20 protein-coding genes are annotated in these 21,283 nt (G+C 46.5%); 17 read left to right on the forward strand and 3 right to left on the reverse strand.

The window, feature by feature from the left end:
- Positions 1-12 precede the first annotated feature (12 nt).
- The 3 genes from C233_RS0116735 to C233_RS0116745 all read right to left on the reverse strand — a co-directional run bounded on the left by C233_RS0116735 (position 13) and on the right by C233_RS0116745 (position 4,953).
- On the reverse strand, positions 13-1,344 hold the full coding sequence (locus tag C233_RS0116735; protein ID WP_018668704.1) for an MATE family efflux transporter: 1,332 nt from the start codon (positions 1,342-1,344) through the stop codon (positions 13-15).
- A 108-nt stretch (positions 1,345-1,452) separates the two neighbouring features.
- Positions 1,453-3,300, reverse strand: a complete 1,848-nt coding sequence (yidC, locus tag C233_RS0116740; RefSeq protein ID WP_026314898.1) for a membrane protein insertase YidC — start codon at positions 3,298-3,300, stop codon at positions 1,453-1,455.
- Between the two features lie 39 nt (positions 3,301-3,339).
- Positions 3,340-4,953 (reverse strand): CTP synthase, encoded by a 1,614-nt coding sequence (locus C233_RS0116745; RefSeq protein WP_018668706.1) that lies wholly within the window; start codon positions 4,951-4,953, stop codon positions 3,340-3,342.
- A gap of 206 nt (positions 4,954-5,159) precedes the next feature.
- On the opposite strand from C233_RS0116745, the gene C233_RS0116750 reads away from it, so the two are divergent.
- The 17 genes from C233_RS0116750 (at position 5,160) to atpF (ending at position 21,280) form a co-directional block, all read left to right on the forward strand.
- Complete coding sequence (locus C233_RS0116750; protein ID WP_026314899.1) at positions 5,160-6,593, forward strand: DUF3078 domain-containing protein; 1,434 nt, start codon at positions 5,160-5,162, stop codon at positions 6,591-6,593.
- Positions 6,594-6,794: 201 nt separating this feature from the next.
- The gene (locus tag C233_RS0116755) at positions 6,795-7,214 is read left to right on the forward strand and encodes a SoxR reducing system RseC family protein (RefSeq protein WP_018668708.1); all 420 of its coding nucleotides are present in this window, start codon (positions 6,795-6,797) and stop codon (positions 7,212-7,214) included.
- A gap of 38 nt (positions 7,215-7,252) precedes the next feature.
- Positions 7,253-8,230 (forward strand): Fe-S cluster domain-containing protein, encoded by a 978-nt coding sequence (locus C233_RS0116760; RefSeq protein WP_018668709.1) that lies wholly within the window; start codon positions 7,253-7,255, stop codon positions 8,228-8,230.
- A gap of 39 nt (positions 8,231-8,269) precedes the next feature.
- Positions 8,270-9,607: an electron transport complex subunit RsxC gene (gene rsxC / locus C233_RS0116765; RefSeq protein ID WP_025069044.1), complete on the forward strand. Its 1,338-nt coding sequence runs from the start codon at positions 8,270-8,272 to the stop codon at positions 9,605-9,607.
- Positions 9,608-9,630: 23 nt separating this feature from the next.
- Positions 9,631-10,623, forward strand: a complete 993-nt coding sequence (locus C233_RS0116770) for an RnfABCDGE type electron transport complex subunit D (protein WP_018668711.1) — start codon at positions 9,631-9,633, stop codon at positions 10,621-10,623.
- Complete coding sequence (locus tag C233_RS0116775) at positions 10,620-11,306, forward strand: RnfABCDGE type electron transport complex subunit G (RefSeq protein ID WP_025069045.1); 687 nt, start codon at positions 10,620-10,622, stop codon at positions 11,304-11,306. The genes C233_RS0116770 and C233_RS0116775 overlap by 4 nt, the downstream gene beginning before the upstream one ends.
- 15 nt (positions 11,307-11,321) lie before the next feature.
- Positions 11,322-11,906: an electron transport complex subunit RsxE gene (rsxE, locus tag C233_RS0116780; protein ID WP_018668713.1), complete on the forward strand. Its 585-nt coding sequence runs from the start codon at positions 11,322-11,324 to the stop codon at positions 11,904-11,906.
- A 63-nt stretch (positions 11,907-11,969) separates the two neighbouring features.
- Positions 11,970-12,548 carry an electron transport complex subunit RsxA gene (gene rsxA, locus C233_RS0116785; protein ID WP_018668714.1) on the forward strand — a complete coding sequence of 193 codons (579 nt, stop codon included), beginning with the start codon at positions 11,970-11,972 and terminating at the stop codon, positions 12,546-12,548.
- Positions 12,549-12,764: 216 nt separating this feature from the next.
- Positions 12,765-13,799, forward strand: coding sequence for a UDP-glucose 4-epimerase GalE (gene galE / locus C233_RS0116790; RefSeq protein ID WP_018668715.1), 1,035 nt, complete (start codon positions 12,765-12,767; stop codon positions 13,797-13,799).
- A gap of 483 nt (positions 13,800-14,282) precedes the next feature.
- Entirely contained in the window at positions 14,283-14,516 is a 234-nt protein-coding gene (locus C233_RS0116795) for a YecH family metal-binding protein (RefSeq protein ID WP_018668716.1), read from the forward strand.
- Positions 14,517-14,847: 331 nt separating this feature from the next.
- The gene (locus tag C233_RS0116800; RefSeq protein ID WP_018668717.1) at positions 14,848-16,644 is read left to right on the forward strand and encodes a response regulator transcription factor; all 1,797 of its coding nucleotides are present in this window, start codon (positions 14,848-14,850) and stop codon (positions 16,642-16,644) included.
- Positions 16,645-17,000: 356 nt separating this feature from the next.
- A complete protein-coding gene (gene atpD, locus C233_RS0116805) occupies positions 17,001-18,521 on the forward strand; it encodes a F0F1 ATP synthase subunit beta (RefSeq protein ID WP_018668718.1) in 1,521 nt (506 codons plus the stop codon).
- 31 nt (positions 18,522-18,552) lie between these two features.
- On the forward strand, positions 18,553-18,798 hold the full coding sequence (gene atpC, locus C233_RS0116810; RefSeq protein ID WP_025069046.1) for an ATP synthase F1 subunit epsilon: 246 nt from the start codon (positions 18,553-18,555) through the stop codon (positions 18,796-18,798).
- 35 nt (positions 18,799-18,833) lie between these two features.
- Complete coding sequence (locus C233_RS0116815) at positions 18,834-19,259, forward strand: hypothetical protein (protein WP_025069047.1); 426 nt, start codon at positions 18,834-18,836, stop codon at positions 19,257-19,259.
- Positions 19,243-20,400, forward strand: coding sequence for a F0F1 ATP synthase subunit A (gene atpB / locus C233_RS0116820; protein ID WP_018668721.1), 1,158 nt, complete (start codon positions 19,243-19,245; stop codon positions 20,398-20,400). The genes C233_RS0116815 and atpB overlap by 17 nt, the downstream gene beginning before the upstream one ends.
- Positions 20,401-20,468: 68 nt before the next feature.
- Positions 20,469-20,726: an ATP synthase F0 subunit C gene (atpE, locus tag C233_RS0116825; RefSeq protein ID WP_018668722.1), complete on the forward strand. Its 258-nt coding sequence runs from the start codon at positions 20,469-20,471 to the stop codon at positions 20,724-20,726.
- A 53-nt stretch (positions 20,727-20,779) separates the two neighbouring features.
- The gene (gene atpF / locus C233_RS0116830; RefSeq protein WP_025069048.1) at positions 20,780-21,280 is read left to right on the forward strand and encodes a F0F1 ATP synthase subunit B; all 501 of its coding nucleotides are present in this window, start codon (positions 20,780-20,782) and stop codon (positions 21,278-21,280) included.
- Positions 21,281-21,283: the final 3 nt, after the last annotated feature.

The following is a 21,283-nucleotide window of genomic DNA, read 5'->3' on the forward strand; positions in this document are numbered from 1 at the left end:
TAGGGAATTAATTTAAATTTTCTTCAGGCTCCATTTTCCTTTCTTCATATAGAAATAGCAAAGTGTCCAGATACCTAAGGAATAGACGATTTCCGATGTCCAGGCAAATGCCACGTCTAATTTCAGGTAAGCTACGATGTAAGTGATGTAACAGGTATAAATTACCAGCGTTATCATTTCCAGAGCCAGTGCGGTACGCGTGTTTCCTGTTCCTGATACGGACTGGAAATAAACGTTTGCCGGAACGAGGAACAGATACGAGAAGCAGAGTACCCAAAGCGAGGGGATAGCGGCTTCCTGCAACTCCGGCATATCTGTGTACACACTCAATATCAGCTTGGGGAATAGTGCAAAGAGAATGGCAAATGGCAATACGAAGACGTAGGCTATGCGTATGTGCTGCCGTATCGTTCCGGGTACGGAACCGATATTCCCCGCTCCGATAAGGTTACTGACCAGTGAACCGCAGGTAGAGGCGAATGCCATCATAACCATGAACATGATTCCCGATACGTTACGGATGATATTCGTGATAGCCAGCGAGCGCTCTCCCAAGTGCTCTACATAGAGGAAAAGCAGGAACCAGGTGGAAAGCGACAGGAAGTTCTGTACCATTGTCCACAGGGAAACGTTGAGCATCCGTTTGAGTATGTCCCAACGGATACCCGGTATTTTGTCCAGTCCGTACTTATGGATGTCAATGCGGTTACGGGTATAGAGGATAAAGAATATCAGTGATACCAGCTCCGCCATGGACGAACCGATAGCGGCTCCGGCAATACCGAGGGCGGGAAATCCGAATTTTCCGAATATCAGTATGTAGTTGAATACGATGTTGCTCAATACCATGACAATGGAATTGAGTGTCAAGGTTTTGGTTTGCGTTGTTCCCAGGAAGAATGCGCGGAACATTACTGCCGTAAAAGAGAAGAAGAAACCGAAAACACGCCAGTTGAGGTAACTTATCGCCGCATCGAAAATATGTTCGGAAGAAACGAGCCGCTTCAATATAGCCGGGGCGAAGCAATAGCAGACGATAAACATGATTGCCGCCATTCCTAATTGGAAATAGACGCCCTGATAGAATAAGTTTCCTATCTCTTTGTATTGTTGCTCGCCATTACGCCGTGCAATCAGAATTTGTGCCCCGATACTGAAACCGAATGCCACCATGAACATTACTATGTAGAAAATGCCCGCAATGGCGGATGCCCCTAATTCTATTTCGCCTACACGCCCCAGGAAGGCGGTGTCTGTCATGCCAATCATCTGCTCCATGAGCAGGCTGATTAGGATAGGGTAGGCGATGAGCCAAATCTCTTTGTAGGTGTATTTAGTTTGCATATTCAATAGATTAAGTTTTTTGTTATCTTAAGAAAGGAAAAGAAAGCCGGGCAATGCAGTGTATGTATTGTCCGGCTCCCTCTGGTGAACACTTCTCTGAACAGAAATTTACTTCTTGTTCTGTTTTGCTTTCATCATCTGCTCTTGTTGCTTCTGCATAGCTTCAAGGCGGGCGGCGAAGCCGGTCTTTTTCATTTTCTTCGGGTCTTTCTTCTTGGCTTCCAGTTGTGCAAGAAGGGCTTCTTCATCGGTCGTCTTACGTAAGATAAGCGTAGTTACCACGCTGATAAGCGTTGAAATGAAGTAGTAATAATTCAGTCCCGAAGGATAGTCGTTCAAGATGAACAGGAACATGACGGGCATCAGGTAAGACATCCATTTCATGGCTGCCATTTGCGGGTTGGCGCCCGTGTCCTGCTGCTGCATCATAAACCTGGTGTTCAGAATATTCGTTACCGTCATTAACAGGCAGAACAGGCTCAGGTGGCTGCCCAGGAACGGAATATGGAACGGGAAGTTGATGAACGCATCGTATGTGGACAGGTCGTCGGCCCACAGGAAACTCTCCTGGCGAAGCTCGATAGCACTCGGTACGAACATGAACAATGCCATTAGGATAGGGAACTGAATCAGCATCGGCAAACATCCGCCCATTGGGCTGACTCCGTACTGGCTGTAAAGCCCCATTACTTCCTGCTGTTTTTTCATGGCATCTTCCTGCTTGGGGTATTTCTTGCCGATTTCATCTATTTTCGGTTTCAACACGCGCATCTTGGCAGAAGATATGTACGTTTTCCATGTTGCAGGGAACACTACCGCTTTTACAATCAGTGTCATCAGCAGCAAAACGATTCCCATGCTCAGTCCCCAGCTTGACAACCAGTCGAAGATGTTGATAGTAAACAGCTTGTTTATCCAGCGGATTAACGGCCAGCCAAGATATACCAGGCGGTTGAGTTCCCATTTTTCGGTACGTCCCTTGTCGAGCGCGGTAAGCGTCTTATAATGGTTGGGACCGAAATAGAAATACAATTGCGTCGGAGTTTTGCCGGTCGGGTCGAAAACGGTACTCATTTCGGCAGAGTAATCCTTGATATATCCGCTGCCTTGCGCCTCCATTTTCGAGTTCAGCTTGGTCTTTTCGAAATCTGCATCAGCTAGGAATACGGAGGAGAAGAACTGGTTTTTGAAAGCAATCCAGTCCAGGCGTTCCGCAACTTCCTTTTCATCGTTCTTGCCGGCAGACAGATAATCGGTTCCGTCTCCGGTGATTTTATAGGTCAGCTCCGATAAACGATTTTCGTATGTATAGCCTTTCTCTATCTGGCGGGCGCGTTGCGACCACTCGATGTCTACGTAATCGGTATTTGCCAGTTTGTCCGCCATACCTACGGCATCGATTGTAAAGTCTACCAGGTAGGTATCGTTATGCATGGCATACTTAAAGTCGATATAGCTGGCGCTGTCCGCTGCCAACCGCATGGTTACGGTACTGTCCGTACGCTCGGCTACGGTGAAGTAGTAGTTTTCGGTCTGTATCGTCTCCTTTTTGTTATAGAAAAGGAAATTCATGGAGGCATCATCGCCGCTGAATAGGGTGACGGGCGTTTTCTTGTCCTGCCCCATGTACTCTTTCAGTGTGGCCGATGAAATACGTCCGCCTTTGGCAGCTACTGTCAGTTCTGCCAGGTTGTTCTGTATAGTCACCTGGGAGTCGGTTCCCCGGAGCGCATCGAAGAAAAGGGCGGTAGAGTCTGTCGTTTGAGTCTCTTTGTCATTGGCCAGAGCAGCTTCGGCTTTTGCTTTCAGGTCGGCTTCGCGTTGTTGTACTTGGGCTATGGAGTCATAATAACGCTGTTGCGCCGCCAGTTGCTCCTTGCTCGGACGGCTCAGGAAGCTGAACCCCACTAACAAAACAGCCATTAGCACAAGGCCTGTGATGGTATTTTTATCCATTTAGTCAATTATGAATTATCAATTATTAATTAGTAACGGTTACTTTTTTTCATTTTCGATTGCGGCTTTCACGAAAGCTACGAACAACGGATGCGGATGCAATACCGTACTGCTGTATTCCGGGTGGAATTGAGTTCCGACAAACCATTTGAGTTCCGGTATCTCTACGATTTCCACTAAATCGGATTCCGGGTTGATACCTGAACATTTCATGCCAGCCGCCTCGTATTCCGCTTTGTAGGCATTGTTGAATTCGTAACGGTGGCGGTGGCGTTCCTGGATGTGTTCCGTCTCGTAAGCCTCATATGCTTTGCTGCCTTCCTGCAATATGCATTCGTAAGCACCCAGGCGCATGGTTCCGCCCATGTTGGTAATGGATTTCTGCTCCTCCATGATGTCGATAACATTATGGGGTGTTTTTTCATCCATTTCGCGCGAGTTGGCATCTGTATAGCCTAATACGTTGCGTGCGAACTCGATTGCTATACATTGCATACCCAGGCAGATACCGAATGTGGGAATATCGTGCGTGCGCGCATATTTGATAGCAACGAATTTGCCGGCAATACCGCGTTCGCCGAAGCCCGGTCCTATAAGGACTCCCGCCATGCCTTTTAAGGCTTCCGCCACATTTTCGTCCGTCAACTTCTCGCTGTTTACGAAATCTACCGATACCTTACGGTCATTGTAGGTTCCGGCCTGCGAAAGAGCCTCGCGAATGGATTTGTAAGCATCCTGCAAATCGTATTTGCCGACCAGCGCGATGTGTACCGGTTCTGTGGTTTCCGCTTTATGACGGCGTTCAAGGAAAGCGCGCCATGGTCCCAATCCGGGAGTGTCGCCGACAGGAAGCCCCATTTTCCTTAAAATCGTTTCGTCCAGTCCTTGCGCCTGCATTAAGATAGGCACTTCGTATATGGTCGGTGCGTCGATACTCTGCACGACGGCATTTTCGTCTACATTACAGAAAAGGGCTACTTTCTTGCGCAGGTTGGTGCTCAGCTCGTGTTCCGTACGGAGTACGAGTACATCGGGCTGGATTCCCGCACTTTGCAATTCCTTTACGGAATGCTGGGTGGGTTTCGTTTTCAATTCACCGGCAGCAGCAAGATAGGGTACATAGGTCAGGTGTACGCACAACGCGTCTTTACCCAGCTCCCACTTCAACTGGCGGATGCTTTCCAGGTAGGGGAGAGATTCGATGTCGCCCACCGTACCGCCAATTTCGGTAATAACAAAATCGAACTTGTATTTGTTACCCAACAGCTTTACATTACGTTTGATTTCATCCGTGATGTGGGGGATAACCTGAATCGTTTTCCCCAGGTAGTCGCCTCGGCGTTCTTTGTCGATAACGCTTTTATAGATACGTCCGGTGGTAATGTTGTTGGCCTTGGTAGTCTGGATGCCCAGGAAGCGTTCGTAGTGCCCCAAGTCAAGGTCGGCTTCATGACCGTCTACCGTTACGTAGCATTCTCCGTGTTCATAAGGGTTCAGTGTGCCCGGGTCTATATTGATATACGGGTCGAACTTCTGAATCGTTACTTTATAACCTCTTGCTTGTAATAATTTACCGATGGATGATGAAATAATGCCTTTCCCTAATGAGGAGGCAACGCCACCGGTGACGAAAATATACTTTGTTTCTCCCACAGCTATACTGTTTTAAAATGTTTTCTCTAAAAATTAAAGCGCAAAATTATGAAAAAAAAGAGGAAGTACATAACAGTTTAGTGAAAACAATTATAAAAAGTGGCATATGCATGCATAATAAGTTCCTGATAAACTTTCACTTCCCGTCTTTTGTAGTCTGAACATTTTGGTTTAATTTTGCGTTCGAATATAGATTTTAAGGGAATATGAGGAATAGACGTGTTTTGATAGGATTAGTCGCCGTGCTGCTTTCGTTTTCGGCCGTAGCCCAGGATTCCGCAAAGAGTGCGAGGAAGCAGGCTACAACGGAAAAGGCGGATACCTTGTCGGGTATCTGGAGTAGGAATTGGATATTGAAGTTGAAGCCGTGCGATGAAGGATACCGGCTGGACACAGTCTCCGTGTTGTATGAGAAACTTTTCGGGGTGCTGAATTATTTGAATGACCCGGCTACCCCCGAACGGTATATCGCATACAACCCGAACTATTACCGCATGTTTGTTCCTACTACCTATTATTATGCTCCAATGGCACGCTTGTCGCAGGTGAACTGGACTTTTCAGAAGCCCGATACGATACCGGAGATGACAAAAGCGCTCCTGCCGTTCGATACCTTGAGTTTCCTGTCGAAAGAGAACGCCAACAGAGTGGTAGACCGCGTGATGATGAATACATACGTCAATCGCCCGGATTTGGTAGTAATGACCGAGAAAGAAATCAAGAAGAAAAAACTGTTCAAGGACAATATCGAGAAAGAAGTATCCTCCAAGCCTTCCGTTATAAAACTCTTTGCCCAGGAGAAGAAGGTGATGGGCGTGAAAGAAGAGGCGGAGGTGGTGATACAAAAGCCCAACTGGTGGGTAACCGGAGGAAACGGTTCATTGCAAATTACGCAAAACTACATTTCCGACAACTGGTATAAAGGCGGTGAAAGTACGAATGCGCTGCTCGCCAACTTGCAGTTGTTCGCCAATTATAACGATAAGGAGAAGGTGCAGTGGGAGAACTTACTGGATGCTAAATTGGGTTTTAGTTCCGCTCCTTCGGATGAATTCCACAATTATCTGGTCAGTACCGACCAGCTTCGTATTTATAGCAAACTGGGTATTCAAGCGGCATCTAAATGGTACTATACTATTTCGACGGAATTTAAGACACAGTTCTGCCACAGTTATAAGGCAAACAGCGAGGAGTTGGTTTCCGCCTTTTTTGCTCCGGCGGACTGGTCGTCCAGCGTCGGTATGGACTATAAGCTGAAAAAGAAAAAGTTTAACCTATCCGTTTTCATCGCTCCGCTGACCTACATGCTGCGCTATGTGGGCAATAAGGAGGTAAATGAAGTGAACTTCGGCTTGGATGAGGGCAAATGCGTCAAGCATAACTTCGGTTCCCAGGTACAGCCGACGCTTTCATGGACTATCATACCTTCCGTTGTCCTGGACTCGCGCCTGGATTTCCAGACCAGCTATGAGTGGACACGCATCGAATGGGAAAACACGGTGAATTTCGTGTTGAACCGTTATCTTTCTACCAAGCTTTATGTACATGCCCGTTTCGACGACAGTGCCAAGCCGACCGAAGGAGACAGTTATTTCCAGGTAAAAGAATTATTGAGTTTCGGTATCAATTACAAATGGTAACCATATATAACGTTAACGACCGGGAAAGGCGCTCCGTTGGATAACAACGGGGCGTTTTTTTGTTTTTCAGCAGAAAAAATGAAGAAAAATCGCTAAAAACAGGAAAAAGAACGTTTACGTACACAGAAAAAGCTATCTAATCCCTTGCAGTTCGCAAATAATGCGTAAATTTGCCGCGATTTGTAATGCACACTTTGCAAAATGGCGAATACTATAAAACATCAGGGTATTGTGGAAAACATAAACGGTTCTCATCTCCAGGTGAGAATTATTCAAACATCAGCTTGTGCTTCATGCAGTATCAAGGGACATTGCAGCTCTGCCGATACGAAAGAAAAACTCATTGATGTTACAAATAACGGCGCATTTTCCTATCGGCGCGGCGACCATGTGTGGGTTACCGGTGAATTGTCTATGGGGGGAATGGCTGTTCTGTTGGCCTTTATATTGCCTTTCCTTGTGTTAATCTTCTCCCTTTTTATTTTTATGGCTATATGGAATGACGAGCTGGGTTCCGCACTCTGTTCGTTGGCTCTCCTTATACCTTATTATTATATATTATGGCTGAACAAGTCGCGGTTGGGGAAGAAGTTCTCCTTTTCAATCAAGCCGATGAACTAACTAATACATAAAATAAATAATTAATAAACAACTAATTTATGAATGTAATTCTGATTGCAGTAATTTCGTTGGGAGTTATAGCGCTGGTATTGGCGGCGATTCTTTATGTGGCTTCCAAGAAATTTGCCGTGTATGAAGATCCGCGAATTGCACAAGTGGCAGCCGTGCTGCCCCAGGCAAACTGCGGTGGATGTGGTTACCCGGGTTGTAGCGGATTTGCCGATGCATGCGTCAAAGCCGGTTCGCTGGAAGGTAAGCTTTGTCCGGTGGGTGGACAACCCGTTATGACGAAAGTTGCCGAAATCCTGGGATTGGATGCTGCTGCTTCCGAGCCTATGGTTGCAGTGGTTAGATGTAACGGGGCATGTGCCAACCGTCCCCGTGTCAATCAGTACGACGGCGCTAAGAGTTGTGCTATTGCAGCTTCTCTTTACGGTGGCGAGACGGGATGTAGCTACGGCTGTCTGGGCTGTGGCGACTGTGTGGCTGTCTGCCAGTTCGGGGCTATTCATATGAATCCCGAAACCGGGCTTCCCGAGGTAGATGAAGCGAAATGTACGGCTTGCGGTGCATGTGCCAAGGCATGTCCGAGAAACATTATCGAAATCCGTCCGCAAGGCAAGAAATCGCGCCGTGTGTATGTACAGTGTGTAAACAAGGACAAGGGAGCCGTAGCTCGCAAGGCTTGTACCGTAGCCTGTATCGGTTGCGGCAAGTGTGTGAAGGTGTGTCCGTTCGAAGCAATTACATTGGAAAACAATCTGGCTTACATCGACGCGAATAAATGTAAATCCTGCCGCAAGTGCGAAGAGGCTTGCCCGCAAGGTACGATTATCGCACTGAATTTCCCGCCGCGTAAACCGAAGGCGGAGGGAGATGCTCCGGCTGCGGCATCCAAAGTCGTAAAACCGGCAGTAGCTCCTGCCAAGCCGGCGGAAGCTCCGAAGAAAGCGGCGGAAGATGCTCCCAAAACTCCTGAAACACCTGCAACGGAGGCTCCGAAAGCAGAGGCATAATATTATAAAGTAATTAAACGACTAAAAATACAGAATTGTATGTTGAAGACATTTTCAATTGGTGGAGTTCATCCACACGAAAATAAACTTTCAGCACATCAGCCTATCGTGCAGGCGGAGATTCCGGCAAAAGCCGTCATTTTGCTGAGCCAGCATATCGGTGCTCCTGCCAAGCCTATCGTTGCTAAAGGTGATGTAGTGAAAGTAGGTACAAAGATTGCCGAGCCCGGCGGCTTCGTATCGGCAGCTATCCATTCGTCTGTCAGCGGAAAAGTCGCTAAAATCGACACGATTGTCGATGCCAGCGGATACGCTAAACCGGCTATCTTCATCGACGTGGAAGGAGATGAGTGGGAAGAAACGATAGACCGTACCGATACGCTGGTGAAAGAGTGCAACCTCACAGCCGAGGAAATCGTGAAAAAAATTGCCGATGCCGGTATTGTGGGCTTAGGCGGTGCATGCTTCCCCACACAGGTAAAATTGTGCCCGCCGCCTACCTTCAAGGCGGAATGCGTTATCATCAACGCCGTAGAGTGCGAACCGTATCTCACTGCCGACCATCAGCTGATGCTTGAACATGCCGAGGAGATTATGGTAGGCGTTTCTATCCTGATGAAAGCCGTAAAAGTAAATAAGGCATTCATCGGTATCGAGAACAATAAGCCCGATGCTATTCAGTTAATGACGAAAGTAGCTTCCAGCTATGCAGGCATCGAGGTTGTTCCCTTGAAAGTGCAATATCCGCAAGGCGGTGAAAAGCAGTTGATTGATGCGGTTATCAATCGTCAGGTAGCTGCCGGCGCACTGCCTATCTCTACCGGTGCGGTTGTCCAGAACGTAGGTACTGCGTTTGCCGTGTACCAGGCGGTTCAGAAGAATAAACCGTTGTTCGAGCGCGTTATCACCGTAACGGGCAAATCCTTGTCCAAGCCCTCCAACTTCCTGGCACGCATAGGTACGCCGATGAAGCAACTGATTGATGCCTGCGGCGGCCTGCCCGAAGATACGGGTAAGATTATCGGCGGTGGCCCGATGATGGGTAAGGCGCTGGTAAATACGGACGTGCCGACTGCCAAAGGTAGTTCCGGTATCCTGATTATGAACGATAGGGAAGCCAAGCGCGGCGAGGTACAGCCCTGTATCCGTTGCGCCAAGTGCGTGGGAGCTTGTCCGATGGGGCTCGAACCTTACTTGCTTGCCACCGTATCGGCTCACGGAGACTTTGAAAGAGTAGAGAAAGAAGATATCATGTCGTGTATCGAGTGCGGCTCATGCCAGTTCACTTGTCCTTCCAACCGTCCGATGCTGGATTATATCCGCTTAGGTAAGGGTAAAGTAGGAGCGATGATACGTGCACGTCAAGTAAAAAAATGAAAGAATTAATTTAGTATTATCTTATGAATAAATTAATCGTATCCCTTTCGCCCCACGTTCACGGCGGTGACAGCGTAAAGAAGAATATGTACGGCGTGCTGATAGCACTGATTCCTGCATTTCTTGTGTCGCTTTACTTTTTCGGACTGGGTGCACTGATTGTTACGGCCACTTCCGTAGCAGCCTGCTTGTTCTTTGAATGGGCTATCGGCAAATACCTGATGAAGAAAGAAACCACGACTATCTGTGACGGCTCCGCCATTATCACAGGTGTACTGCTGGCATTCAACTTACCTTCCAACCTGCCTATTTGGATTATCATCCTGGGTGCTTTGTTCGCTATCGGTGTGGGCAAGATGTCTTTCGGCGGTTTGGGTTGCAATCCTTTTAACCCGGCATTGGCAGGACGTGTGTTCCTACTGCTGTCTTTCCCTGTACAGATGACTACATGGCCGGCTGTCGGACAGTTGACGGCTTATACCGATGCCACTACGGCCGCTACGCCGCTGGCTATTATGAAAGGTGTTATCAACGGCGCTCCGGGCATGTCTTTAAGCGACCTTCCCGCATCCTTCGACTTGCTGATTGGTAACAACGGCGGTTGCTTGGGCGAGGTCAGTGCATTGGCGTTGCTGATAGGACTGGCTTATATGTTATGGAAGAAAATCATTACATGGCATATTCCCGTATCTATCCTGGTAACGGTATTCGTATTCTCCGGCATCATGTACCTGATAAATCCGGAAATCTATGTGTCTCCGGTGATACAACTGCTGTCCGGCGGTTTGATGCTGGGTGCTGTTTTCATGGCTACGGACTATGTCACTTCTCCGATGAGCCATAAAGGAATGTTGGTTTACGGTGTCTGCATCGGTCTGCTGACTGTAATTATCCGTTTGTTCGGTGCATATCCCGAAGGTATGTCGTTCGCCATTCTGATTATGAATGCGTTCACTCCGCTGATTAACACGTATGTTAAACCTAAACGCTTTGGGGAGGTAGCGAAGAAGAAATGAAAAAGTTAGAATCATCCTTAAAGAATATGTTGCTGGTACTTACGGGTGTCACTGCCATTTCCGTAGCGTTGCTGGCATATGTAAACGAGCTGACGAAAGAGCCTATCGCGCAGGCTAATGCCAAGACGCTGAGCGATGCTGTCAGTGCCGTAGTTCCGGGCTTCGACAATGACCCGATTGCAGAGAAGAAGATGCAGGAGGTCAATGGCGTCGAATATTCCGTATATCCTGCTACCAAGGACGGTAAATTTATAGGTGCGGCCGTTGAAGCTGCTTCCATGGGCTTCGGCGGTGAGCTGAAAGTACTGGTAGGTTTCGATGCCGAGGGCAAGATTATCGATTACTCGTTGCTGGCACATGTGGAAACTCCGGGACTGGGTTCCAAAGCTGCCGATTGGTTTAAGAAAGGAAACAAGGGAGATATTACAGGCATGAATCCCGGTGAGGCTCCCCTGACTGTAAGCAAGGACGGAGGCAAGGTGGATGCTATCACGGCTTCGACCATTACATCGCGTGCTTTCCTGAATGCCGTGAATGCGGCATATGCGGCTTACGCCGGGCAGAATACTGCTGATGCCGCTACGGGCGCTACTCAAAAAGGGGCAGGAGAGGCTGCCGATACGAATGCTGCTACGGGAGCTACAATCAAAGTCGAACTCACTGATTCTGTCAGTGCTAAATAAGAAAGGAGTAGAGATATGAATAATTTTAAAGTATTGATGAACGGGGTTGTTAAAGAGAACCCTACGTTTGTGCTCCTGCTCGGTATGTGTCCTACATTGGGTACTACCTCATCCGCAATCAACGGTATGGGTATGGGATTGGCTACGATGTTCGTGCTTATCTGTTCCAATGTGGTAATCTCTGCCATTAAGAACTTAATCCCCGATATGGTGCGCATTCCTTCTTTTATCGTTGTAATCGCGTCGTTCGTAACATTGTTGCAAATGGTGATGCAGGCTTATGTTCCTGCACTTTATGCGACATTAGGCTTATTTATTCCGCTGATTGTGGTAAACTGTATCGTGCTGGGGCGTGCCGAAGCCTTTGCTGCAAAGAACAATCCGGTGGCATCCTTCTTCGACGGTTTAGGCATGGGTCTGGGCTTTACTATCGCACTGACTTTGCTGGGCGCTGTCCGTGAGTTCCTGGGTACGGGCAAGATTTTCAACCTGACGATTCTTCCCGAAGAATACGGAATGCTCTTGTTTGTCCTCGCTCCGGGCGCATTCATCGCATTGGGATACCTCATCGCAGTGGTTAACGGATTGAAGAAGAATTAATAATGGAAAATTAAAAATGGGAGCCCGTAAACTCCTTGATTTTTAATTCTTAATTTAGATATTATGGAATATATATTGATATTTATCTCGGCAATCTTTGTCAATAACATTGTGTTGTCGCAATTCTTGGGTATTTGCCCGTTCCTGGGCGTATCTAAGAAAGTGGAGACGGCGTTGGGAATGTCGGCAGCGGTGGCATTCGTGCTTACCATTGCCACAATCGTAACGTTCCTTATTCAAAAATATGTGCTCGATGCTTTCGGCTTGGGATATTTGCAGACAATCACCTTTATCCTCGTGATTGCCGCATTGGTACAAATGGTCGAAATTATCCTGAAGAAAGTATCTCCTTCCCTGTATCAGGCATTGGGCGTATTCTTGCCCCTGATTACGACGAACTGCTGTATCCTCGGTGTGGCGATTCTCGTTATTCAGAAAGATTACGATTTGCTGACGGGTGTAGTCTACGCATTCTCTACCGCTCTCGGTTTTGGCCTGGCACTGACGCTCTTTGCAGGTTTACGCGAACAGATGAGCCTGGTAAACGTGCCGAAAGGTATGCAGGGAACCCCGATTGCTTTGATTACCGCCGGTTTGCTGGCTATGGCATTCATGGGCTTCTCCGGTGTAGTCAAGATATAAAATATATAACTGGGAATTAGGGTAAAGCGAAGGAACTGCTCTCTACGAAAGGAGGGGGCAGGTTCTTCGCTTTGTATTTTATATAGAGGAGTTATCGTACACGGTACGGGCGGGATGAAATGCGGCTAATTTTTTTTCTTTCATGTACGTGCATTATGAATTTATTTCCTTAAATTTGTAACCTAATGATAACCTAAAAGCTAAATTATCTATTTTATGAAAGAGAAAATCCTGGTAACAGGCGGAACCGGCTATATCGGTTCCCATACTGTTGTAGAACTGCAAAATGCAGGTTATGAAGTCGTAATTATCGATAATTTGTCGAATTCCAGCGCAGATGTTGTAGACAATATCGAGAAAGTGTCGGGTATACGTCCCGTATTTGAAAAGTTAGACTGTTTGGACTATGCCGGCCTCGACGCTGTGTTTGCCAAATATAAAGGTATTAAAGCGATTATCCATTTTGCAGCAAGCAAAGCGGTGGGCGAGTCCGTTGAAAAGCCGCTGCTTTATTATCGCAACAACTTGGTTTCTCTGATAAACTTGCTCGAGCTGATGCCCAAACATGGAGTGGAAGGTATCGTATTCTCGTCTTCATGTACAGTATACGGCCAGCCGGACGAACTTCCCGTAACGGAACAGGCTCCTATCAAAAAGGCCGAATCGCCTTATGGAAACACCAAGCAGATTAACGAGGAAATCGTTCGCGACACGGTTGCTTCCGGTGCTCCTATCAATGCTGTATTGTTACGCTATTTTAATCCGATTGGTGCGCATCCTACGGCACTGCTCGGCGAATTGCCTAACGGCGTGCCGCAGAACCTCGTACCATACCTCACCCAGACCGCTATCGGTATCCGTGAAAAACTGAGTGTATTCGGCGACGATTACGATACTCCCGACGGCTCTTGTATCCGCGACTTCATCAATGTAGTCGATTTGGCAAAAGCCCATGTGGTAGCTATCCGCCGCATCTTGGAAAAGAAACAGAAGGAAAAAGTGGAAGTATTCAATATCGGTACAGGGCGCGGGCTTTCCGTATTGGAATTGGTTAACGCGTTTGAAAAAGCGACCGGTGTGAAACTGAACTACCAGATAGTAGGTCGCCGTGCGGGAGATATCGAAAAGGTATGGGCTGACCCGAAGCTTGCCAACGAGGAGTTAGGCTGGAAAGCGGAAGCCGGTATTGAAGATACTTTACGTTCTGCATGGAATTGGCAGTTGAAACTTCGTGAGAGAGGTATTCAATAAGAATAAGTGAATTTGTTTTTATTAACAGATAGACGATAAACAAATGCCTTTCCGCATTTGTTTATTACATGCAAATCAGCCTGAAGCTGCTTATGTATATGTGAATATCCGTAATCGGTACATATACCTCCCCGGTATAGACAGGTAAGATTGCATAGTAGTTTTGTCGTGTTTTATTTTGTGTTTGTGTTGTGAATAAGCCTTGTCGCGAGACAGGGCTTATTTTTTGTTTATTGTTCGTTTCGATAAGAAGAATAATATATACATGCAATGAAGATGCGGACTATTGTAGGAAATAGAGCAAACCCGCATCAACTCTAACGATTTGTTTATCAACTGTGATATGTCAAAACAAACGGAATAATGAAAAATATTTATTATGAGTTGGGCTTATATTGCGGTTGTTCTTTATTTTTTCATTACTTTTGTCACGTTTGTTACAAACTCGTTTTGTTTGTTGCGTTATCTTTATAAGAAAAAATTATGGAACAGTTACATGCTCATGAAGTCCTTCATATGATGGAAGGAAACAGTTATACGGAATTGTCGCTGAAAGAGGCGATTATTCGTAAGTTCGGTAAAGAACAACGATTTTATGCTTGTTCGGCAGATAATATGGATATTGATACCCTAATCGAGTTTCTTAAAATGAAAGGTAAATTTATGCCTGCCGGCGACGGATTTACGGTAGATGTTACCAAGGTCTGCAATCATTGACTTTTTTTATCCTGGATATTCTTTCAGTTCCGAGATGAATATATTTGTATTTGGCATAAGAAATATTTGTATCTATATTTCTTATGCCAAATGTTTTTTTGGAGGGGACTTTTAATTCAGCTTATAAATACCGGTTTTTAAGATACCGGTAGTCTTTGAAATTTACGTATTGATAGTTATTACCCATATATTTTGACGATTTATACCCAGTTCGTAAAGCCTATAAGGCCTATATTTGCATTAAAATTGAGTAAAGGAAACAGCATCTCAGAATGTAAATGTATAGAGATTATTCCAACATAAAAACGAACCAATTTAAATCTGCAAATATATGATTTTAATAAACATGCCTTTGTGCTCGAACCTGCAGAATACACTTTTATGTAAAAGCTATTTATCGACTATCCTGCTGCCCGGACGTTCCGATGAATTTGCTTATTTAACAGATGAACATCAGGCGGCTGATATTATGCCCACCAATATATGGCATATACTGCTGATATATCCGGTTGAAAGTTGCTTGATAGCCTTACTCGTTTGCTTATTGATATACTTCTATATCATTTACAACGGACAGTTGCTTGCCCGCGAGAAACTCCAGCTTACCTTCAGCTTAGTCCATAGAACACAGACCTCATTGGCATTGATGCGTAACCAACTGGACGAGATTATCACCGCCAGCCTTCCTGAAAGAACCTCTGAAAAGGTAAAATTAGCGATAGAATACAATAATCATGTAATCGATTCTTTCCAAAATATCGTAACCCTGTATAAAATCAAGGCAAATACCGCCCCTCAATTATCGATAACGGAATTAGAGCTTTATACATACATCATTTCGATTATCCAGCAATGCCGTGTATATGCCAACACGCACCATGTACAACTCAAAATCGATAAATGCCTGGACTATATCAACTGCAGGATAAATGAAACGATTATGACTGCCGCCATTCAACACCTGTTATATAGAATGATTGAATTCACTACACCCAATAATTGCATAAACATTACCATATCGCATTTTACCGGTCATTGGAAGCTCAGTATCAGCAGTTGCATAAAATCGGGAAGCAATGTACAGAAACTGACTACTTTCATTTCCGCATTATTGTCTGTGTACAGCCACGGCAAACTGCGGGTCGTGAAAAAGATAATCCGCCTGCACGGAGGGAAGATTACATGCAGCAACCATAGGGACAGGCTTACCTTCATAATCATGGTTCCTATAAATCACCGTTCGCTGGTTACCAAATTGCCCGAAGCGGAATTTTCTAAAATCCGGAAAGATGAAAACCACTTTTGCGATACTGCGGCGGCCAACGGTTCGGCATGCAGTTCGAGGATAAATGGAAATCCGCATGTACTGCTGTTGATGACCGACAAGAAGTTCAGCACCTACCTGAACAAGACATTTTCCGGCATATTCCAGATAACCGTTCTCGAAAACCCCGAGTCGGTTTTCAATATCTCCATTCATCGTAATCCCGATATAATCATCGTAGACGAGTATGTCGACGGAATGGACGGAGACGAACTCTGCTATAAGATAAAATCGGATAAGACCACGGCTAACATTCCCGTCATTCTTTTAATAAATTCGGACGATAACGAAAGCTACCTGTCGCACATTCACAGCAGGGCAGACAGGTTGGAACTGAGGATGATAAATATTTATAAGCTCAGGGTCGATATAAGCATGCTGATAGACAATCACATAGCCCGCCGCGAACGGGTCAAGCAATTCCTTGTGGATAACTCTTATACGGTTCTGCCCAAAACAGCCCGAAAGGACGACGGCTCCCAGGATTTTATGAATAAAGTCCAGGATTTATTGGAGAAAAACCTTTTCACAGAAAAATACACGGTAGACATGCTCAGCATGGACATGGGAATGTGCCGTACCGCTTTCTTCAATAAGATGAAAGAAATCACCGGCAAGCCTCCTACCGACTATATGTTCTCTTTCAAGATGAACAGAGCTAAAGAACTGCTGCTGACCCAGCAGTACAGCATTACCGAAATTGCCACAATGCTGGGATATTGCGATGCCAAGTACTTCGGAAGGAAATTCAAGGACTTCTATCATGTTTGCCCCACTAAATACCTTGAGGGCATAACAGGGTAGATACATACGGGTAAGGGGCATAACCGGCCGCTTCCGCGATTAGGTGCATTGTTAATTGTTAATCAACGTTATCATATGCGAATCAAACTGTTCTTATTGTAGTATAAAACGTTCAAAATCGTATAATTTATAGAAAAAAAGCTTCCAAGGAGAACAATTAAACGTGATTTGTTTATACATTTGCGAAGTTGTTTATATAACTATTCTGGATGAACAAACAGCCGGATGCAAATGTTGAAAATACAAGGTGAATTCGAGTGATGAAACACGCGGCACGGCTGATGTGAAGGTTACACGCGACGGCTTACAACTTTACTGGATAATAATTAAGAAAACAGAATATAAAAAGATTGCTTATGTCACAGATTGTCGGACATATCTCTCAGGTTATCGGACCTGTTGTAGACGTCTATTTTGAGGGTACAGAGGCAGAACTGATGCTGCCGAGCATTCACGACGCACTGGAAATAAAGAAGAATCACGGTAAAAGACTGATTGTGGAAGTACAGCAGCATATCGGCGAGAACACCGTGCGGACCGTAGCTATGGATAGTACGGACGGACTGCAAAGAGGTATGAAAGTTTACCCGTTGGGCGGACCGATTACCATGCCGATAGGAGAGCAGATTAAAGGCCGTTTAATGAACGTCGTAGGCGACTCTATCGACGGAATGAAAGAGTTAGACCGCACCGGCGCCTATCCCATTCACCGCGAACCGCCTAAATTCGAAGATTTGACTACCGTACAAGAGGTACTCTATACGGGTATCAAGGTTATCGACCTGCTGGAACCATACAGCAAGGGCGGTAAAATCGGTTTGTTCGGCGGCGCCGGTGTAGGTAAGACCGTGCTTATCCAGGAGTTAATCAATAACATCGCCAAGAAGCAAAACGGCTTCTCCGTATTTGCCGGAGTAGGAGAGCGTACCCGTGAAGGCAACGACCTGTTGCGGGAAATGATTGAATCCGGCGTTATCCGTTATGGCGAAGAATTCAAGAAAAGTATGGAAGAAGGCCATTGGGACCTTTCCAAAGTAGATTATAACGAAGTCGCCAAGTCCCAGGTATCCCTGATATTCGGACAGATGAACGAACCGCCGGGTGCGCGCCAGTCCGTAGCCTTATCCGGTTTGACGGTTGCCGAGTCTTTCCGCGATATGGGCTCCGAGTCGGACGGTCCGCGCGATATATTGTTTTTCATCGATAATATATTCCGTTTCACCCAGGCAGGCTCCGAAGTATCCGCATTGTTGGGACGTATGCCTTCGGCGGTAGGCTACCAGCCGACCCTGGCAACCGAAATGGGTGCCATGCAGGAGCGTATCACTTCTACGCGCAACGGCTCTATCACTTCCGTGCAAGCTGTCTATGTACCGGCCGACGACTTGACCGACCCTGCTCCCGCCACGACCTTTACGCACCTGGACGCCACGACGGTATTGAGCCGTAAGATTACCGAGCTCGGTATCTATCCGGCCGTAGACCCGTTGGAATCCACCTCGCGTATCCTCGACCCGCACATCGTAGGGCAAGAACACTACGAGGTGGCGCAGCGCGTAAAGCAAATCCTCCAGCGCAATAAAGAATTACAGGATATTATCTCAATCCTCGGTATGGAAGAACTTTCGGATGCCGACCGCACACTGGTAAACCGTGCACGCCGCGTACAGCGTTTCCTGTCGCAGCCTTTTGCCGTTGCCGAGCAGTTTACCGGAGTTCCCGGTACGATGGTTTCCATAGAAGATACTATCAAAGGCTTTAAGATGATATTGGACGGCGAGGTAGACTACCTGCCCGAACCGGCTTTCCTGAATGTCGGAACTATCGAAGAAGCGATAGAGAAAGGCAAGAAGCTGCTGGAACAGGCAAAGAAGTAATATAGTTTTTATCAATCAATTGGTCGAGGAAATGAAAGGACTGCATTTGGATATTGTATCGCCGGACAAAGAAATCTTCCGTGGCGAGGTAGACAGCGTAACACTGCCGGGTACACTCGGCTCGTTTACCGTTTTGCCGCGGCATGCACCTATCGTGTCGTCGCTGAAAGCAGGCACACTGGCATATGTAACAAAAGACGGCGAAGAACATATACAGGATATTCAGGGCGGTTTTGTGGAGATGAATGAAAACACGGTTTCGGTTTGTATAGACTGACCTTCTTTTGATTTTTAACCTTAAATTGAACCGATGTGAGCATTACAAAACGAAACTATTTGTGGCAGGTAGCCCTTTTGACAGTATTGGTAGGCGGTATAGGCGGCTGGGTATACTATTCCATATTCCCGCACCACTATTTCGGCGGTTATCCGCTGATACCGGTATTCTTCTTCGTTTTCGGCGTGTTTATGATAAACATGGTCGAAAGCTGCCGTTACCGGATGCCGGAACGGATGTTGCAGATATACCTGCTGATGCGCGTCATGCGGATGATTGCCTCTATCATCGTGATGCTGGTATACTGCATCGCGGTACGTGAGGAAGCGAAAGAGTTCCTGCTGACATTTATCGCAAACTATCTGATATATTTGATTTATGACTCCTGGTTCTTCTTCACCTTTGAAGCGAACCGGAAGCAGAAAAAGAAAATGAAACAAAAAAATGAAAAGATTGTGTAACATACTGACCGGGGTATTGCTGGCAGCAGGCTTCCTGATGCCTGCCGCAGTGCATGCCGATAGCATCCCTGTCTCACGGGGCGGGCTTGAAGCAAGCATCGACAGCATAGCCCGACACGGTGAGACGACCTCTGCGGAACAGGAGGAGAATACGGTGGACGTAAAAGAAATCGTATTCGGCCATATCGGTGATTCGTACGAATGGCACATCACCGATTTCGGAGAAACAAAGGTCATCATCCCTTTGCCCGTCATCGTATATAGCCATACGACGGGGTGGCATGTCTTCCTTTCCTCCCGCCTGGAAGAAAACGGCGGCAGCTATGAAGGACTCTCCATAGCCCCGGAAGGCAGCAAGTACGAAGGAAAGCTGGTGGAATACGATGCTGCGGGTAATGAAGTACGTCCGTGGGACATATCCATTACAAAAGTTACGTTGGCACTGCTTATCAACAGCGTGCTGCTGCTCGTCATTGTCCTGAGCGTGGCGCGGTGGTATCGCAAACATCCGCAAGGAAGTGCGGCTCCGGGCGGTTTCATCGGGTTCATGGAAATGTTCATTATGATGGTGAATGACGATATTATAAAGAGCTGTGTAGGGCCGAAGTACCGGAAATTCGCGCCTTACCTGCTGACCGCATTCTTCTTTATCTTCATCAATAACCTCATGGGGTTGATTCCGGTGTTTCCCGGCGGGGCCAATGTTACCGGCAATATCGCCATTACCATGGTGCTTGCCGTCTGTACCTTCCTTGCCGTTAATATATTCGGAACCCGGACATACTGGAAAGACATTTTCTGGCCGGATGTACCCTGGTGGCTGAAAGTACCCGTACCGATGATGCCGTTCATCGAATTCTTCGGCATCTTCACCAAGCCGTTCGCCCTGATGATTCGTCTTTTTGCCAATATGCTGGCCGGACACATGGCTATGTTGGTGCTTACCTGCCTGATATTCATATCGGCAAGCATGGGGCCCGCCCTGAACGGAACATTGACGGTAGCATCGGTACTGTTCAACATCTTTATGAACGCGCTGGAATTGCTGGTCGCCTTTATCCAGGCATACGTGTTTACCATGTTGTCGGCAGTATTCATAGGCCTGGCGCAGGAAGAACACAAAGAAGAGGCGGCAAAATGATAAAGTCGTAAATTGATAAAATCGAGAATATAAACATTAATAGAATAACAATTTAAAAACTGAAAGTTATGTTACTATCTGTATTATTACAAGCTGCAGCAGCAGGTGTCGGAGTTAGTAAATTGGGTGCAGCCATCGGTGCTGGTTTAGCTGTTATCGGCGCAGGCTTAGGTATCGGTAAAATTGGCGGTTCGGCTATGGAAGCCATTGCACGCCAGCCGGAAGCATCGGGAGATATCCGTATGAACATGATTATTGCCGCCGCCTTGATTGAAGGTGTCGCTCTGTTGGCAGTCGTTGTGTGCCTGTTGGTATTCTTCCTCTGATGCACGCTTCTTTTAAGTCATTGATTTTTAAATCTTAATTTAGGAATAAAATTATGTCATTGTTATTACCTGATAGTGGTCTGCTGTTCTGGATGCTCCTTTCGTTCGGCGTGGTCTTCGTGATATTGGCGAAGTACGGCTTTCCCGTCATTACTAAAATGGTGGAAGACCGTAGAGCCTATATAGACCAGTCGCTGGAAGTGGCACGTCAGGCAAACGCCCAGCTCGCCAAGCTGAAAGAGGAGAGCGAGGCGATGATTGCCGCTGCGAACAAGGAGCAGGGACGCATCATGCGGGAAGCCATGCACGAACGCGACAAGATTATCGTCGAGGCGCGTAAACATGCGGAAGCCGTTGCGCAGAAAGAACTGGACGATGTGAAACAGCAGATTCAGCAAGAGAAAGAAGAGGCCATTCGCGATATTCGCCGCCAGGTTGCTGTACTATCGGTAGATATTGCGGAGAAGATAATCCGTCGCAATCTGGACAAAGAGCATGAACAAATGGAAATGATAGACCGCATGCTGGACGAAATGCTGAATAGAAAAAATTAAGAC

Origin of the sequence: Bacteroides gallinarum DSM 18171 = JCM 13658 (assembly GCF_000374365.1) — a bacterium.
Lineage (GTDB): Bacteria > Bacteroidota > Bacteroidia > Bacteroidales > Bacteroidaceae > Bacteroides > Bacteroides gallinarum.

Coding starts and splice junctions, on each gene's coding strand:
- atpE (WP_018668722.1), top strand. CDS start 20,469: ATGTTACTATCTGTATTATTACAAGCTGCAGCAGCAGGTGTCGGAGTT.
- rsxA (WP_018668714.1), top strand. CDS start 11,970: ATGGAATATATATTGATATTTATCTCGGCAATCTTTGTCAATAACATT.
- yidC (WP_026314898.1), bottom strand. CDS start 3,300: ATGGATAAAAATACCATCACAGGCCTTGTGCTAATGGCTGTTTTGTTA.
- atpB (WP_018668721.1), top strand. CDS start 19,243: ATGAAAAGATTGTGTAACATACTGACCGGGGTATTGCTGGCAGCAGGC.
- C233_RS0116750 (WP_026314899.1), top strand. CDS start 5,160: ATGAGGAATAGACGTGTTTTGATAGGATTAGTCGCCGTGCTGCTTTCG.
- C233_RS0116760 (WP_018668709.1), top strand. CDS start 7,253: ATGAATGTAATTCTGATTGCAGTAATTTCGTTGGGAGTTATAGCGCTG.
- C233_RS0116735 (WP_018668704.1), bottom strand. CDS start 1,344: ATGCAAACTAAATACACCTACAAAGAGATTTGGCTCATCGCCTACCCT.
- rsxC (WP_025069044.1), top strand. CDS start 8,270: ATGTTGAAGACATTTTCAATTGGTGGAGTTCATCCACACGAAAATAAA.
- C233_RS0116770 (WP_018668711.1), top strand. CDS start 9,631: ATGAATAAATTAATCGTATCCCTTTCGCCCCACGTTCACGGCGGTGAC.
- rsxE (WP_018668713.1), top strand. CDS start 11,322: ATGAATAATTTTAAAGTATTGATGAACGGGGTTGTTAAAGAGAACCCT.
- C233_RS0116755 (WP_018668708.1), top strand. CDS start 6,795: ATGGCGAATACTATAAAACATCAGGGTATTGTGGAAAACATAAACGGT.
- C233_RS0116800 (WP_018668717.1), top strand. CDS start 14,848: ATGATTTTAATAAACATGCCTTTGTGCTCGAACCTGCAGAATACACTT.
- C233_RS0116775 (WP_025069045.1), top strand. CDS start 10,620: ATGAAAAAGTTAGAATCATCCTTAAAGAATATGTTGCTGGTACTTACG.
- C233_RS0116795 (WP_018668716.1), top strand. CDS start 14,283: ATGGAACAGTTACATGCTCATGAAGTCCTTCATATGATGGAAGGAAAC.
- atpF (WP_025069048.1), top strand. CDS start 20,780: ATGTCATTGTTATTACCTGATAGTGGTCTGCTGTTCTGGATGCTCCTT.
- galE (WP_018668715.1), top strand. CDS start 12,765: ATGAAAGAGAAAATCCTGGTAACAGGCGGAACCGGCTATATCGGTTCC.
- atpC (WP_025069046.1), top strand. CDS start 18,553: ATGAAAGGACTGCATTTGGATATTGTATCGCCGGACAAAGAAATCTTC.
- atpD (WP_018668718.1), top strand. CDS start 17,001: ATGTCACAGATTGTCGGACATATCTCTCAGGTTATCGGACCTGTTGTA.